Origin of the sequence: Bacillus sp. FSL R10-2201 (genome assembly GCF_038008665.1) — a bacterium.
GTDB lineage: Bacteria > Bacillota > Bacilli > Bacillales > Bacillaceae_G > Bacillus_A > Bacillus_A mycoides.
On sequence record NZ_JBBOZP010000001.1, the window covers coordinates 2,948,135 to 2,964,855 of the forward strand.

Consider the following 16,721-nt stretch of genomic DNA (forward strand, 5'->3'; position numbering starts at 1 on the left):
ATTCCATAAAGAAAAAGCCGATTTCTTTATCGTATAGGAAATCGACTTTTGGCTTAATTATTGATTTAGTAATAAAAACACCTTTTAAAATAACTATGTTTATACTATAGACGTTGATCTTTTTGGAAGTTTAGACGAAAATGATCCTCATCATTATATACCCCAAATTCATACCCTTGCTCTTTATAAAATTTAATAATTTCAGGAAGAGCTTGTAATGTTTGTGCTTTTTCATGCATTAAAACAACTTCTACTTCTTCTGTTGTCTGTTTTTTTACATTTTCGATAATCTGAGTTGGATTATCTTTTAATTTCCAATCATTTGAGTCTACTGTCCAATCCCAAACTTTTATTGCTGCTTCTACAATTTGATTCCGAATTTCCTCTCCCTTTAATCCTGGTGCAGATCCATATGGCGGACGGACCAGTTTAGGAGTTGTACCCGTAATATTATGGATAAGATCTAACGTTTCTTTCATCTCTGGTACAAATTGTCCCTTTTTGTATAGCTTATCACTATTATGTGTCATACTATGTGCACCAATATAATGTCCTTCTTTTACTGCTCGTTTTACATTTTCCTGAAAACCTGTATTTTGTAAATTGCTACCTTGCATAAAAAATGTAGAGGCAACATTTTGCTCTTTTAGTACATCTAAAAATTTCCCAGTCAATTCGCTAGGACCGTCATCAAATGTTAAATAGACAACTTTTCCTACCGGTTTTCCATCAGGTCTTTTTTGTTTTGCTGGTGATGTTTCCTTTTTCTTTTCTTGTTGTTGCGTATTAACTTGTTTCATACTTTCATTAGCTACTCCCTTCGCTGGGATAGAGTGCCATTTTCCAATTAAAAAGAAAGTGAAAAAGGTCGTTGCTAAAACAACTCCTAGAGATATTATTACCTTAGTTAATCGACTTGTTTTTTTCTTACTTTGTGATTCTTTCATTATTTTTCGATCCTTTCCCTATTAATTTTCATATTCATTATTTATAAGGCTGAGCCTTTACTCGACTGAATCATTAATTTCACCCGGTGTTTACAATAAATAGATTAATAGAGATGGATAAAGATAAAATGCAGATAATGTCGAAATCAGTTAAAGAATAGCGTATTGCATCCACTCTTTAGAAAAATATTTGTTTTTAATTTGAAAACTGGATATACACCCAAAATAAAAAATACTACTCCTCCTAATTAAGATTTAGAAAGAATAGTATTTTTCTATTTGCCTATTTTATTACATCGTAAAATAATTAATAATGCCATCCACAATTCCTTTTTGCGATTTTGCTTGGAATTCTTCTGAATTCATTCTTTTTTCATCACTCGCATTAGATGTAAACCCTAATTCTATTAGGATAGCCGGAGAAGAATTTTCTCGTAAGACAAGAAAATCACTGCCATGAACACCTCGATCTCGGCTGTCTATATTTTGATCAAAAATAGCTTCTTGTACGATCTTAGCTAATTTTTTATCTTTCCTTTTATTAGATCCATAATGAGTTGTTATTCCTTTTACATTTGTATCCTCAAAAGCATCATGATGAATGCTAATATAAAGATCCGCCGCATGTTCTTTCACTACTTTGACACGCGCTTGCAATTCTTCCTTTTGTTTTGTTTCTGAAAGTAAACTCGCATCTTTTTCACGCGTCAATATAACTTTTGCATCCGTTCTTTCTTCTAATTCTTTCTTTATATTTTGTGCTACTTTTAAATTAAGCTCTTTTTCAATCGTTCCAAATTTCTTTCCTTTCGTCCCTCTATCTCCTCCACCATGCCCTGGATCAATTACAATTGTTTTTCCTCTTAATCGTAAATCCTCTTGTGATATATTTTTATGCCCCTTAGCATGTATGAAACTAACTCCTGTGCCCATTATTAATATTATAAATAAAAGCAATGTCACTCTTTTTTTCATTTTAACAATCTCCTTATCAGCTTTTCATTCCCTTTCTAATGAAGATATTAATGAATGCTGATAAAGATAAAATGCAGATAATGTCGATTTTGTTTAAAAATGATAAAAACGTGTAGAATGAAAATTCTACACGTTTTTATTTAAGTAGAAGAAAAATAACACTCCATCTTCTGTATTCGAAACACCATATTCCGCACCATGCAGCTCTAATATATTTTTTGAAATAGCAAGGCCCAATCCTGTTCCACCTTTGGAGCGTTGACGAGACGTATCTCCTCGATAAAAACGATCCCATATTTTCTCTAAATGTTCTAGTTCAATATGTGCTCCTTTATTTTCTACACATACTTTTACACGTTCATTCTCTTCTATTGTAGAAATAATAATATTCTCCTGTTCTGGTGTGTAACGAATCGCATTCGTAATAAAGTTAGTAACCACCTGTTCTATTCGATGTGGATTTGCAACTACCTCAATTTTAGAAAGTTGTTTATGCACATGTAATTGCTTAGCTATTATATCCGAGGTTAATTGCTCACATATATAATCAATCATCTCATCAATATGGAAAACATCCATTTCCATTTTATACGTACCAGACTCGAATTTTGCTAACTCCAGCATATCAATAATAAGCATATCCATTTTATCTACTTCTTTTGACATTGCTTTAAAGTAATAATCCTTTTTATTACTAGCAACACCATCCTCCAAAATTGAAATACAGCTCTTCATAATACTTAAAGGTGTTTTTAACTCATGTGAAACACCCGCGATAAATTCTTTACGTGTATTTTCTAATTGCTTTTCTTTCTCTATATCTTGCTGCAATTGATTAATATACGAATGCAAAGCCTTAGAAAGTGTATTAATATTTTGTGATAAAGCACCTATTTCATCCTTTGTAGTAATAGGTATCGTCTCTGAGAAATCTAAACCAGCGATTTTTTTTGTAGTATCATTTATTTGTAATAGTGGTTTGGCGATTTTATTTGAATAATAGAACGATATCAAAACGATTAAAATCAAAACAAAGATAATTAAATATACATAATAATCCTTTATCATTTGCACAGCTTCATCAACTGGTTGCAATGATGTCATAGCAAATATATAATTTACCTTACCATCTGCATCTATTGTTGGTTTGATTAATAGTTTATATTTAATATCATTTTCTTCATAATCCACTATTTCTGTAGAAGTAATATTATTTGGTTTTTGATTTAATATTAAATCAACCTGAAATTGTTTTATTCTATCTATTAACACACGATTTCCATAAATAGAGTTAGTTCCTACAGTACCCTCCGGTAACTGCACGTTCTTAATACTTCCTGCTAAATATAACTGTGAATTTTCTTTTGAAGATGCGACTTTTGGGCCATATAACTTCTCTGACAACTGCTTGTTCTCCAAACCAATATTCTTCTCTTTTATTGTTAACATCGCAGGGACTACTGCATCACCTTCCTGCACTCCATCGATAATAATATGACTCCCCTGTTCTAAACTATCTTTTATCCTTTGTATATCTTCTAAATTAACAAAACTATACAACGGTATCTGAATTAAACGTTCAGAAAAGGTGTTATTTCCGTTAGGATCTAACTGAATTTCTAAAGAAAAATCACTTGCATATTTTATATTCCCTACCCTATCTAGCGTTGTAATCCATGTCGCATTATCTTGGTAGAAATTTTGTTCCAACTCTTGAATCCTTTTCGCGTCATCTCCAGCTTTTATATATGCCTTTTCAAAGGATTGAATATTCGTTTTAATATCATTAACTTTTCGATTCGAATAATATTGCTTAAAAAATATGGTTTGTCCAATAAAAATAGTCACTAAAATAAGTGTGCATAATGCCGTAGTTAATATAAATAACTTTAATACAATTCCTTTTTTCATACCTGTCCCTCAAATTTATAACCAGTTCGCACAACGGTTACAATACAAGTCGCTTTTTGTCCTAATTTATGACGCAAATTACGGATATGACTATTAACAGTACGATCATCCCCAGCGAATTCATAACCCCAAATTTTAGTGATTAGTTGTTCTCTCGAAATCACAATCCCTTGATTTTGCATGAAATACGTTAATATTTCAAATTCTGTATGTGTCATACTTATGTCTTCCCCATCTACAGTTACTGTACGAGAAGGGAAATGTACATGGATACCACTACTAGTTAATGTGTCTTCAGTAGATACATTAATAGTGGAAGAATATCGGCTTTCAATTAATCGTTTTGCCCTTGCCAATAAAATAGGAGGACTATATGGTTTTGTAACATAATCATCCGCTCCCATTTCAAATCCGAGTAAGGTATCATCTTCATCCACCCGAGCCGTTAGCATAATAATAGGTACATTAGATTTCTTCCGAATTCGCCGGCAAACCGCCCAACCATCTAATTCCGGTAACATAATGTCTAGAATAATTAAATGTACCTCATGTTCTTCAAATATAGATAACGCTTCTTTCCCATCAATCGCCTCTAAGACGTTATACCCTTCGTTTAGTAGGTAATCCTTCATGATTTCACGTAAAATATCTTCATCTTCTACAATTAAAATTGTTCTTTGCATATTTCATCTTCCCCACGATTAATTTTATTTTTATAAAGAAATAGTTCATTTTATATTTTAACCAATTAGAAATCTTTCACTATTTCTGTCACTACTAAATGTAACATAGTTATATCAAGATAATAGCATACTGATATAAAGATAAAATGCAGAGATAACTGTAATTCTTCAACAAATAATGAAACTCATCTTGAATCAAAAAATCCATACAAAAACGCCATCCTTTCTGTATATTTCTACAAACAGGATAGCGCTTTTTCATTTTAAAGGTCGCATTCTATGATAAATTATATTAATAAAGTAATATCAACTATACGTAATAATCGATATTTAATCGATATTAGAACTTATTACTTTATATTTATCTTCTTTTGCAACATCTATAATTGCATCAATTTTTTGTTGTTCATTATTCAGCTCATGTCCTTCGATCCAAACTTTATATCCTATTTCTCCCACTACTCCAACTTTAGTTATAACAACATCTAACTGTTTTTCTTTTTGAAAATATTCAATAGCAGTTGCCTTTGCTTTTTCTTGAGTTTTTGGAAATTCTTTGTCACTTAATGGATCTTTCGTTGTTAATGTAATGTAAGAGACAAAACCAATAATAATTAAAGTTATGGTAGAAAGTCCAACTAAAACTATTTTTTTCATTCTTCTTCATCCTTGTCTATCTTTTTTTAAAGATTAACATAACATTTATCGTTTTTCAATAAAAAAATATTGTATTTTACTATTTTTTTATTGAAAATCTCTATAACTTAGACAAATATAAAAAGCATTCCTCTCACTATCCTGATCTTTATCTCAACTAATCTATTAAATAATGTAGATTTATAAAAGAGTTTGATCATTATTAAAGAAATACAAAAATAAAAACCCCAATTTCTCTATATTAAAATCGAGAAATCGGGGTTTAGTCACTTAAAAATATTTTTTATTTAAAACCAGTAACTAATTAATAGTCCTGCTGATAATAAGAAGCCAAAAATCGTATTTGTCATCGCTGTTGATTTCATTGCGATGCGCATATACCCGGGATCCTTTGCTCCTTTTTGGAAGCTTTGAATAGCAGAGATTGGCTTTTTCAAACCTAGGAACATAACTAATGCCCAAGGGCTTATATAACCCATCAACACAATTACGGCAATCCATAAATAAGCAATTAAAAAGGCTACAGCTAGTGTTACCACTGCTTTTTCTCTCCCAAGGAGGATTACCAACGTCTTTCTTCCACCTTTAATATCTTCTTCGATATCTCGGATGTTATTCGACATGTTAATTGCACCTACTAAAATTCCAATTGGAATGGAAATCAATATACTTTCAATCGTTATAGTATTCGTTTGAATAAAGAAAGCAATGAGTACAAAACATGTCCCCATTAACAATCCAGAAACTAATTCTCCAAATGGAGTGTACGCAATTGGTAATGGACCACCTGTATATAAATAGCCAACCGCCATCCCAATTAAACCAATGACAACTAACCACCAGCTGCTATTCATACAAATATAAATGCCAATAAATGCTGCTACCACATACAATAAAAGCGCAACTGTTAATACATTTTTTGGCTTCAATCCATGACGGACAATTCCACCACCGATGCCAACAGAATCAGCGGTATCTAATCCACGTTTGAAATCATAGTACTCGTTAAATAAATTCGTTGCTATTTGCAACGCTAAACATGCAACCATCATCGCAATAAATAAAAGCCAATGAATTTCGGCAACATAAAGTGATGCCACTGTCCCTAAAATTACAGGAGAAAACGTCGCCGTTAATGTATGCGGCCTCGTCATCTTCCATATTAATTTAGCGGAACTAATTTCTTTTTCATTCCCCATAACTTTGTTCAATCTCCCTACATTTTAAGTATAAAATCACTAGAAGTATCTTTCTTTCTATTTCTTGATTCACATCCATTAATTATATCAAATAAATGATACCCCTCCTAACAAATCTAATAATAGTAAAGTGAAAAATTAAAAGTTGAATTACTATTAAGCTAACAAAACTAAATTTCTTTAAATGTGGTACCGTCACCTGCCCATCAACTTAAGAAAACAGATCCACCTTAAACGAAAAAACGAGCTTTTTTATTGCAAGTTAGGGCAAAACCTCATTCTGGAGGTAGCTCTATTTTCTTAGCTTGATAGCGATGTGATGTAAAATTAAGATTGTTCAAGTCGGAGCAAGGGACTCTATGATTGATTTCATTTTATAAGAAATCCACTGCAGAAAAAGAAAAATTTTATTTAGGAACTAATACCTCACATCCAAAAACAAGTGATACATGTACTAATTCTTATTTAATTTCATTTTTTATTAAGGCAGATTAAAAATGAATTAAAGGTGTGTGAAAAAATGGAGGAATTAAATCAAGTTTTAAACACTTCTGAAAAAATTCAGATAGATAATGAAAGTACATCAGATGTAGAACAATTATTAGACTGTTCTACTCCTTGTCAAAACGTCATAAATACTTCTGGGACAATTAGATTAACGGCCGGTACGAGTAATCCTTCATCAATTATTTTTCCAGAGCCATTACATGTTGGTGATACTTTCCCTGTAATTACAGATCCATTTTATTTAAAACTTAATGTTGCTCAATGTGATGCTCAAGCATCTGTAACTACTCCTTGTGGTGTTATAGAATGTAATGTTTCTGTATCTCAAATTACTGCAGTTGGAAATTTACCATTCTATTTTGGATTTCCAGCTCAATTTTTTCCATGTACAGGTCCAAGAACAGGATTTAGTGCATATTTAAATGATGTTGTACAAATAAACAATGTTCTTTGCTATAACTGTGATGGATCTTTACCTCTATTATGTGTAAATGGACTTTCACAAGTAAATGGTACAGCAACTTTAGTAAGCATTCGTCGAGATAGTTCTTATATATATTTTGATTTTAATGTGGAGATTGTCTTACCTGGTTGCTAAAAAATAAAAAGCACTTATCTTTTTTTGAAGTGACCCCCAAAATCGGAACACATATCAAAATACCTAAACCACCTGTTCCCTATATTCTTTAGGGGATAGGTGGTTTGATTTTTCTTGAATTCGCACACAATTGTAGTATTTTTAATTCCAAGTGTCTCTATAATGGTACGATTTGAATACCCATTCTTTTTCATTTGAATCACTTTCCACTTTATTTCTTCAGAGTAATGAACTCTTGTCTTCAAACGAAAAACACCTCCTGAATTCGCATACTTAATATGCAAATTCAGGAGGTGTTTTTTCATGTACCACTATTCGGATTCACTTCACTACAGCAAGCACCCTATTATTACGCCAATAAAAAAGAATTCAAATTACTTCCAAACAACACCTCGCCTCTCGTATTCCATTCTATATTCAACAGCAGCTGCAATTTTTGGACTTGCAAACCTTTCCGTGATCCAAAGACCTAAATCAATTCCTGAAGTAACTCCTCTTGCAGTAATAATATCGCCTTGATCCACAATTCTGTAATGAAGAAGTTCTGCTCCATATTGACTAATTTCATTTTGCGCCAAATGATGCATTGTTGCCTTTTTATCATTCAATATACCGGATACAGCTAGTAACATACCTCCTGTACAAACTCCAGCAACAATTGTTCCTTCATCGTGCATCTCTCTAATCATTTTGGTCAAATTACCAAGCTCTGCTTGCTTTCGTGCCCCATGTTCAGCTTTATGATTCCAGCCACCACCAGGTACAATTAACAAATCTGGACGATTATCCATTCGTAAAAAATCATGTAATTTAACCGTAACTCCAAACGAAGTAGTAACCTCTTGTTTTGGTTCACTAGAAACTAATTCAACCGTAAACGGAGCCCCTTCTTCTATCGCTCTTTTCAATACCTCAAAAGGTGCAAAGGAGACAAGCTCTCCAAAACCGTCAAACACTACAATTTGTATTTTCATTTTTAGAACACCTCATATGCTTTGTTTTATAAATCCCAAAAGAGAAGAAATGTTATCTACAAATTAAAACAATGAAGACAACCTTTCTCCCCTTACTCTATAAACTTTCAAATGTTCCTCTAATTCTCTCCCGTCACCTAATAGACTCATCGTCTTTTTAACGAAGTTCCAATTTAAACTACCGGATAACCATAGCAACGAAGAAAGTCTTTTATAATCATTTGAAGTTAAAATGTTATTAGCTTTATACCCTTCTAAAAATGCTCTAGCAACTTCCGGACATACTTTATGCGACTGTATTCCTTTCGTTCGAGAGTACCATTTTATTAAAAAGGCTAACCCTTCAATACGGTCAACATAACTAATAGATTCAAAATCTACAATTCCTTTTACCTGTTGACTTGAGCCCCATAAAACATTCAAAGGATTTAAGTCTGTTTGTACAATAAACTCTAATTCACTCGTATATGCGCAGTCTATATGATATTTAGCAAGATCTATATACTCCCGCAATTCCTTACATGCGCTTGTCTTGCTTTCTAACATATTAATAAACTCAACATACCCATCCAAATGAGATTTCTTCTGAAAAATCGCGCTTTGAAATGCACTAGAAATATCATGAACCTTTCTTGCTTCCTTTCCAAATGCTTCTGCGATAGCTTCCGTACAGAGTGTAATATGTTCTCCTTCAATCCAATTAGACAATATAAATCGGTATTGTTCATCATTCCAAGCGACTAATGTAAATGACTCCCCTGACCTATTTTTATTAATTTGCATAAAAAGGACTCCATGCTCGCGTAAATAATACGTAAAACGTACTTGCTCTATCAGTTGTTCGTTTGATAACGCCCCAAAAGCTGGATGGATTGTTCGCTTGCTATTGATAAACCGTGCGGAATATCGCTTTCCATTCACCATAATTTTATAGTGTAAATCTGTATTCCAGCTATTTTTATGTAGCTCTTCTTCCACTGCTAGTGAATGAATTTCTTTAAAATAATTTATTAATACGTCTTTTATTATGTGTTTCACCCTTTTTTCCTTTCATGTGAAAAAATTTTTATTACACGCTATTTTTTATGATTACTATCTCGATTACTCTAAAAACCAAAATTTTATTCATTGTTAATTACCAATAGTGTTTTTTTCTATATATAAATTTAATAGAGACAGACTACCATTCTAACTATATCATTCTTACATAATATTCTGCATTCGTTGAGATAGTTGTTGTAAACCAATGCAGTAGTGACTATGTATAGAAAAAGAGCCAATCCCCTATACAATAGAAAATTGGCTCTTTCCTTTATTTACTCCCCTGTTTCAGAAAATCGTTTTATACGTTCCCCAATTTCATCGCGAACACGTTGAAATTCAGACCATTCTTTTCCTGCCGGGTCATCAAATCCCCAGTGAACACGATTCACATGTGAAGGAGTAGATGGACACACAGCATCTGCATGACTACAAAGCGTAACGACTAAATCAGCGTTATTTAAAATATTTGAATCAATCATATCCGATGTTTGATTCGTTATATCGATATTTACTTCTTTCATCGCTTTAATAGCATTTGGATTTACTCCGTGTGCTTCGATTCCTGCAGAATATACATTCCACTTATCGCCTAAATATTGTTTGCCCCATGCTTCTGCCATTTGGCTTCGGCATGAATTTCCTGTGCATAAGAAATAGATTGTCTTTTTGTTTTTCATGTTGTTTTCCGCCTTTATTTTTAAATTATACTGGTTGATCATTAAAATATTTACGCTTAAACCAAAAAGCAACGTTTACAAGTGCAATCATTACAGGTACTTCAACTAACGGCCCGATAACAGCTGCAAATGCTGCGCCTGAATGAATACCAAACACACCAACTGCTACAGCAATTGCTAACTCAAAATTATTACTACCTGCTGTAAATGCTAACGTTGTAGTCACCGGATAGTTTGCACCAATTTTTCTTCCCATAAAGAAAGAAACAAAAAACATCACAATAAAATAGATTAATAACGGAATTGCTATTCTTACTACATCTAGTGGTACGCTAACAATCATTTCCCCTTTTAAAGAGAACATAACGACGATTGTAAATAATAATGCAAGTAATGTAAGTGGACTAATCTTAGGTATAAACACCTTTTCATACCATTGTCTTCCTTTTAACTTAACGAGTACAAAGCGTGTCAACATACCTGCTATAAAAGGAATTCCCAAATAGATAAATACTGATTTCGCTACTTCTACCATTGTAATATCGACAATAGCCCCTTCAATTCCTAACCATTCTGGAATGACTGTTACAAACACGTATGCATAAACGGAGAAGAATAACATTTGGAATACCGAGTTAAAAGCCACTAAACCTGCCGCATACTCTTTATCCCCATCTGCAAGATCGTTCCAAACAATTACCATTGCAATACAACGTGCTAAACCAATCATAATGAGCCCGACCATGTATTCTGGCTTATCTGGAAGAAAAATAATTGCTAAAACAAACATAAGTACAGGACCAATAATCCAGTTTTGCACTAAAGATAAAACCAATACTTTTACATCTTTAAATACCCGGCCCATTTCCTCGTAACGAACTTTCGCCAACGGTGGATACATCATGACAATTAAACCGACAGCGAGCGGGATGGACGTCGTTCCAACTTGTAATGTATTTAGTCCATCTACTACACTAGGAAACACAAACCCTAAACCAATCCCAACAGCCATAGCTAGAAAAATCCATAGTGTTAAATATCGATCTAGAAAAGATAAACGTTTCATTTTATTTTCCATCTCCTATTAACAACAAGAATTTTTATCTACTACGTTAGAAGTCGTGCAACAAGATGGATCTTCAATTTTATGAACATCACTTTCTGCTTTTGTATAAAAGAATTCCCACTCGTTACCATCAGGATCCGTTACCCAAAACTTATCTTGAACTGCATAGCAACAAGTCGTATCCATCTCATCACGTGCAAAGAACCCTTCTTTTTCTAATCTTTCTTTATGAAATGTAATTTCTTCAGCTGTATCCACTTGAAAACCAAAATGATTTACCTGATTTCCCTTCACTTCATCTCGTACGTTTAGCGTAAAATTAAGCCCTGGATTCTCTAATAAAAATTTTGCATAATCCATTTTCACCTTAACTGGTGACACACCAAATACCTTTTCGTAAAATTCAATAGACTTCTCTAAATCCGTAACATTTATACCAACATGAACATATCTCATAGCTTACTCCTCCTCTTTATATGTTATTAATCAATTTTTTTTGATTAATAGTATAAAATTTTAACAACAGCTACCTTTTCCTGTTTTTCTAAAAATACAGCACAATTCTTCTGATAATAAATTATTTACTTCCGCATCATTTAAATCATAATAACTCCACGTGCCTTTTGTTTCTTTTACAATTAAACCTGCATCTAATAAAATCTTTAAATGATATGACAACTTAGATTGCGTCATTTCAAAAATCTCTGTTAAATCACATACACACGTCTGGCCTCGCTGACAAAGCTCATACATAATCTCTAACCGTTTCTGATCAGCTAATGCTTTAAATTTTTTCTCATAGAGCTTAAAATCTTGTGCCATTTTAGTTCACTCTCCCTTCATCAACTTTTTTTGATATTTACAGTATATACGCTGTTTAGTTCTTTATGCAACTGATCAATCAATTTTTTTTGATTTACAAAAAACTTCCTCGCATCATATCTTTTTACAACTTAATAGTTAAAATATTTCCGAGGGATGGAGTCTCTATAACTGTTTTAAATTTTAATTTGACCATTATAGAGTAGTGCCCCATCACCATCAACTGAAGAAATTGATGGTTGTCCATAACGAAAGAATTGAGCTGAATGCTCATAAATAATTGTAAAAAGTTGAAACTTTCGTTATGGGGATAATTAAAAACCTTAGGTTGATGAACAAGGGGTACTGCCAGCATTTTTGAAAAAACAACGTTAAGCAAAAACATACAATTCGTTCTCGGAAGTAAAGTTCTAAAAATAATTTATCTATAGTAATATTAAAATTACTACTAACAGGGGTAGCACCACATGCCCATCAAGCTAATATTTTATAGTACCCCCAGAACCAAATTTTTATCTCTCTACAGTTATTTATGTGAATTCAACTCGATTTTTTGTTTTGTGGGATAATTAGTTTTTTAACTTGATGGCGATAGGGAAAATGCTTTTCGTGTAAGCGTCAAATATTCCCCACCTACTATTTTTATTGTATATTTTAGAGTTACTTGATGTTTACTCTATTCGGGGTACCGCCACATCACCATCAAGCTAAGAAAAGCAAATACCCGAAAATGAGAAAATTGACGTCTCCAGATTAAAACGTACAATTTTCTCGTTTTGGGGGTATTTTAAAATTTCAACTTGATGATGGGGTATGCCCTACTAAACATAAAGTTCGATTCTCTTTTTATCACTTTTTTTAAAAGTACTCGCTGCAATTGTTTTTCCTATTTTTAATTTTTACTAAACAAAGATAACATTATAGCTTTAACTCTTTAAACACTTTGTTACCTGTATACTAATTTTAGTAAGATATTCCTCCTTATTATTAGTTCTTAATGGATTGTAGAAGTAATCTTCATAGGCATTTCCTTCAATAACATAGCCCTCTGATTTGATAAATTCCGTGATATTGTGGTATGCGGATTCAATATCTTTATAAGATCCTTGGTGATAATATATGACATAAATTCCTCCTGGTTTTGATTGACCTGTTTCTAAATCACTATAACAAAATAAGTGATCTACCTCCTCATATCTTTCTTGAATCAGGCTCTCTCTTGTTATCACAGATCCAATAGGAGCAGGAACAAACAAGCCTATTTGCTTGCTAAAATGTTTTACCCAATCGAAATCGGTCATGCTATTTTTCGAATTTACATCGCTTAAGAAAATAGATTTTTTCTGTGTCTTTTGGATATAAACCTTCCCAACTTCAACGTTTTTTCTTTCTTCTTCCATTGAAATAATACCCTTAAAGAAACGACGAATTTGAATTAATTTCTCAATTTCTTCTTCCACCAGAACTGTCTGCTGTTTTGCCATTTCAACAAGTTTGTAAGTGTTGGGAGAATTAAGATATTCTTTTAGTTCCTCAATCGAAACTCCCACTTTCCGAAGAGATTGGAGTGTTGAGAATGTATTAATTTGATCGTAGGTATAATATCGATAACCATTGGGAAGTTTACCGGCAGGTTTAAAAAGATTGATTCTATCATAATAAAACAAGGTGTCTTTTTTCACCCCAAAATAACTAGCAAATTCTCCTGTACTTAAGGTTTTAAGGTTTTTTCTCTCCAAGTTAAAAACTCCTCTTGACTATAGACTAACTCCACACTTCATACTAGCATAAGCAAACGCATGTTAATACAGGAGGTTTTTATTATGGATTATTTTCACCCCCTCGTCTGGCAGCTGCTCGGTGGTACGACCTTCGCCCGCACAGCTAGCTTTATGACGATACCATTTTTAGCACTTTATTTACAAAATGATTTACATGCCTCACCAATTATGATTGGTTTAGCAGTCGGTATTTCACAATTGACTGCGACATTTGGTGGCTTCTTCGGTGGTTTCTTTACTGACCGGTTTGGCCGAAAAAAAATTATCATCATATCGATGTTCTGTTGGAGTATAGTCTTTTATGGCTTTGCATTCGCAAACTCTGTTTGGATATTCGTTCTATGCAATGCTCTCAACGGTATCTGTCGTGCATTTTTTGAACCAGCTTCACAAGCTTTGATGATTGACTATACTGACGAAGATAGGCGTCGTCGCCTATTTTCAATTCGATATACTGCCATCAATTTATCAGCTGTGATCGGCCTTTTGCTCGGTATTGTCATTTCAAAAGCATCATCAATAAGTTTTCCATTCCTTATTACTGCAACGATGTACTTATTGTATGCGATTTTCTTAGTCATCACTTTACGACTTATAGAGGAGCAGAATACGGTCAATGTTACGCAAGATATTGGCGACTTGATGCGTGTTCTTTTACAAGATAGCACACTTATGTTGCTCATTATTGCGAGTGTTATTTGCAATTTCGTATATATGCAAACAGAGGCAACAATGCCACAATTGCTTAATTTAACTATGGCAGACGGAGTAGCATTATATTCAGTTCTAATTGTGATTAATGCTGCAACAATCGTAATTCTTCAATTGCCACTCGGCATTTTAAGCGAAAAAGTAGCAATCAAAACAAGTCTTATTTTCGGGGGCGGACTATTAGCACTTGGTATGTTAATCTTCCACTTCGCTGATAATTGGACACTTTTTATTGTCGGTATGGTTGTGTTCTCACTTGGTGAAATTTTTGTTTTCCCAATGACGAGTGCTATAGTCGAAATGATTGCACCCGCGCATCAAAAAGCAACATATCTTGGTTTTATGCAATTTCAAAACTTAGGTGGCTTCTTAGGCCCAGTGCTTGGTGGCTGGTTGATTATCCATTTTGCACCACAATTGTATTTGGTGATGGTTAGCCTATGCTTAGTAGTTATTATTTGCTACATAGCAGCTTTACGTGGCAAATCATTTCGAATGTCTTAATACAAATAAAAACTGTGACTACATGAGGTACGGTCACATTACCATAAAGCTAAGGTTTCACACTATTCATTAAGCAAAAAAGACGTTATTCTTACTGTAGAATTATAGGAAAGGATGGCGTTTTTTGTATGTCTAATTCTGTATCTGACGACTTACAATTATTTGCACAGGAGATAAAGAGTCTTTTATCCCCAAATACCTTACAGAATCTAGCTAGAGATGTTGGATTTGTACAGCGAACAAGTAAGTATCAAGCACAAGAGTTAGTAGCTTTATGCGTATGGCTAAGCCAAAGTGTAGCAAAAACTTCCTTAACCCAGTTATGTAGTTGTTTAGAAGTATCAACAGAAGTACTCATCAGTCCTGAAGGACTAAATCAAAGATTTAACGCCGCAGCCGTCCAGTTTCTACAACAAGTTTTAGCCAAACTTCTAAACCAAAAGTTATCTTCAGCTAAGCTAATTTCTTCTCCATATACTTCTATTTTCAAGCGTATTCGTATCTTAGATTCAACTGCATTTCAACTCCCGGATGTATTTTCATCGGTTTATCCAGGTGCAGGAGGATGCAGCCATACAGCTCGGATAAAAATTCAGCTTGAGTATGATTTGTTAAGCGGACAGTTCCTACATATTCATACAGGTCCAGGTAAACAACATGATCGCACTTACGGCTCTCTGTGTGCCCCAACTGTGGCAGCGAATGATTTATGTATCCGAGATTTAGGTTATTTTCATTTAAAAGACCTTCAATATATACAAGATCAAGAGGCCTACTATATTTCTCGTATCAAGTCGAATACACGTATTTATCAAAAAAATCCTAACCCTGATTATTTTCAAGATGGAAGAATTAAGAAAGGTACAGAGTATATACAGTTAGATATGGAGACGGTAATGAACTCCCTTCAGCCAGGACAAACATGGGAAATAGCTAATGCTTATGTAGGAATGATTGATAAAGTGTCAGCTCGTGTAATTGTCCATCGATTAACAAAACAACAGCAACAAAAACGATTACAAGATCAAGCTGTAAGAGAAAAAAAGAAAGGAATGAAGTATTCTCCTCGTAGTAAACGACTCAGTGGTATCAATGTATATATGACAAACACTTCTACAGATATTGTCCCGATGGGACAGGTACATGACTGGTATTCTTTGCGTTGGCAAATCGAAATTTTATTTAAAACGTGGAAGTCATTCTTTCAAATCCATCATTGTAAAAAGATAAAATCAGAACGATTGGAGTGCCATTTATATGGCCAATTGATTGCCATTCTACTCTGTTCTTCTATCATGTTTCAAATGCGCCAATTGCTCCTCATGAAGAAAAAACGAGAGCTTAGTGAGTATAAAGCCATATATATGATTAAAGACTATTTTCTTCTTCTATTCCAAACTATACAAAAAAACACCCAAGAGCTATCAAAGGTGTTACTCCGCCTGTTCAATCTCCTACAGCAAAACGGGCGGAAATCTCATCGATATGAGAAAAAAACGGTCTTTGATATATTAGGTGTCGTTTACAATTGTACCATGTCTGATAATCAAGCCGCTTAATTCAAAAAAGTGAAACCCGTTAGGGTTTATTTCGTATGCAAATCTTTCAATCACCTACACTTGCCCTTTAGAAAAAGAAACAATCTCGCCTAAAATTGACTTTGCA

The 16,721-nt window shown here is 33.5% G+C and carries 17 protein-coding genes and 1 pseudogene; 3 read left to right on the forward strand and 15 right to left on the reverse strand.

The annotated features are described in order from the left end of the window. Positions 1–104 precede the first annotated feature (104 nt). The 6 genes from NSQ69_RS15290 to menA form a co-directional block, all read right to left on the reverse strand. Entirely contained in the window at positions 105–947 is an 843-nt protein-coding gene (locus tag NSQ69_RS15290; RefSeq protein WP_002033202.1) for a polysaccharide deacetylase family protein, read from the reverse strand. A 291-nt stretch (positions 948–1,238) separates the two neighbouring features. Then, positions 1,239–1,922, reverse strand: coding sequence for an N-acetylmuramoyl-L-alanine amidase family protein (locus NSQ69_RS15295; RefSeq protein WP_002142388.1), 684 nt, complete (start codon positions 1,920–1,922; stop codon positions 1,239–1,241). 126 nt (positions 1,923–2,048) lie between these two features. Continuing rightward, entirely contained in the window at positions 2,049–3,833 is a 1,785-nt protein-coding gene (locus tag NSQ69_RS15300; protein WP_002190077.1) for a sensor histidine kinase, read from the reverse strand. Beyond that, positions 3,830–4,516 (reverse strand): response regulator transcription factor, encoded by a 687-nt coding sequence (locus NSQ69_RS15305; RefSeq protein WP_002128032.1) that lies wholly within the window; start codon positions 4,514–4,516, stop codon positions 3,830–3,832. The genes NSQ69_RS15300 and NSQ69_RS15305 overlap by 4 nt, the downstream gene beginning before the upstream one ends. 330 nt (positions 4,517–4,846) lie before the next feature. Further along, a complete protein-coding gene (locus NSQ69_RS15310; protein WP_002128033.1) occupies positions 4,847–5,173 on the reverse strand; it encodes a hypothetical protein in 327 nt (108 codons plus the stop codon). Positions 5,174–5,460: 287 nt separating this feature from the next. Continuing rightward, on the reverse strand, positions 5,461–6,372 hold the full coding sequence (gene menA, locus NSQ69_RS15315; RefSeq protein ID WP_002013623.1) for a 1,4-dihydroxy-2-naphthoate polyprenyltransferase: 912 nt from the start codon (positions 6,370–6,372) through the stop codon (positions 5,461–5,463). 520 nt (positions 6,373–6,892) lie between these two features. On the opposite strand from menA, the gene NSQ69_RS15320 reads away from it, so the two are divergent. After that, positions 6,893–7,477 carry a hypothetical protein gene (locus tag NSQ69_RS15320; protein WP_003190019.1) on the forward strand — a complete coding sequence of 195 codons (585 nt, stop codon included), beginning with the start codon at positions 6,893–6,895 and terminating at the stop codon, positions 7,475–7,477. Between the two features lie 63 nt (positions 7,478–7,540). On the opposite strand, the gene NSQ69_RS27760 is transcribed toward NSQ69_RS15320, so the two are convergent. The 9 genes and pseudogenes from NSQ69_RS27760 to NSQ69_RS15360 form a co-directional block, all read right to left on the reverse strand. Beyond that, positions 7,541–7,603 carry a hypothetical protein gene (locus NSQ69_RS27760; RefSeq protein WP_350200069.1) on the reverse strand — a complete coding sequence of 21 codons (63 nt, stop codon included), beginning with the start codon at positions 7,601–7,603 and terminating at the stop codon, positions 7,541–7,543. Next, positions 7,588–7,722: pseudogene (locus NSQ69_RS15325) on the reverse strand (IS3-like element ISBt2 family transposase); the annotation flags it as partial. The pseudogene NSQ69_RS15325 and the gene NSQ69_RS27760, both read right to left, overlap by 16 nt. Positions 7,723–7,851: 129 nt before the next feature. After that, complete coding sequence (locus NSQ69_RS15330; RefSeq protein ID WP_000701587.1) at positions 7,852–8,451, reverse strand: DJ-1/PfpI family protein; 600 nt, start codon at positions 8,449–8,451, stop codon at positions 7,852–7,854. 63 nt (positions 8,452–8,514) lie between these two features. Next, complete coding sequence (locus NSQ69_RS15335; RefSeq protein WP_341099454.1) at positions 8,515–9,489, reverse strand: phosphotransferase enzyme family protein; 975 nt, start codon at positions 9,487–9,489, stop codon at positions 8,515–8,517. Between the two features lie 278 nt (positions 9,490–9,767). After that, on the reverse strand, positions 9,768–10,172 hold the full coding sequence (arsC, locus tag NSQ69_RS15340; RefSeq protein ID WP_000791428.1) for an arsenate reductase (thioredoxin): 405 nt from the start codon (positions 10,170–10,172) through the stop codon (positions 9,768–9,770). 25 nt (positions 10,173–10,197) lie between these two features. Continuing rightward, a complete protein-coding gene (arsB, locus tag NSQ69_RS15345) occupies positions 10,198–11,238 on the reverse strand; it encodes an ACR3 family arsenite efflux transporter (protein ID WP_016120475.1) in 1,041 nt (346 codons plus the stop codon). A gap of 18 nt (positions 11,239–11,256) precedes the next feature. Then, positions 11,257–11,694, reverse strand: coding sequence for an ArsI/CadI family heavy metal resistance metalloenzyme (locus NSQ69_RS15350; protein ID WP_341099456.1), 438 nt, complete (start codon positions 11,692–11,694; stop codon positions 11,257–11,259). A gap of 60 nt (positions 11,695–11,754) precedes the next feature. After that, on the reverse strand, positions 11,755–12,060 hold the full coding sequence (gene arsR / locus NSQ69_RS15355) for an arsenical resistance operon transcriptional regulator ArsR (protein WP_000046006.1): 306 nt from the start codon (positions 12,058–12,060) through the stop codon (positions 11,755–11,757). Between the two features lie 926 nt (positions 12,061–12,986). Further along, a complete protein-coding gene (locus NSQ69_RS15360; RefSeq protein ID WP_000440177.1) occupies positions 12,987–13,799 on the reverse strand; it encodes a MerR family transcriptional regulator in 813 nt (270 codons plus the stop codon). Between the two features lie 84 nt (positions 13,800–13,883). On the opposite strand from NSQ69_RS15360, the gene NSQ69_RS15365 reads away from it, so the two are divergent. Both NSQ69_RS15365 and NSQ69_RS15370 read left to right on the forward strand, forming a co-directional pair. After that, positions 13,884–15,056, forward strand: coding sequence for an MDR family MFS transporter (locus NSQ69_RS15365; RefSeq protein ID WP_341099458.1), 1,173 nt, complete (start codon positions 13,884–13,886; stop codon positions 15,054–15,056). 128 nt (positions 15,057–15,184) lie between these two features. Continuing rightward, positions 15,185–16,615, forward strand: a complete 1,431-nt coding sequence (locus NSQ69_RS15370) for an IS4 family transposase (protein WP_341099459.1) — start codon at positions 15,185–15,187, stop codon at positions 16,613–16,615. Positions 16,616–16,721 lie beyond the last annotated feature (106 nt).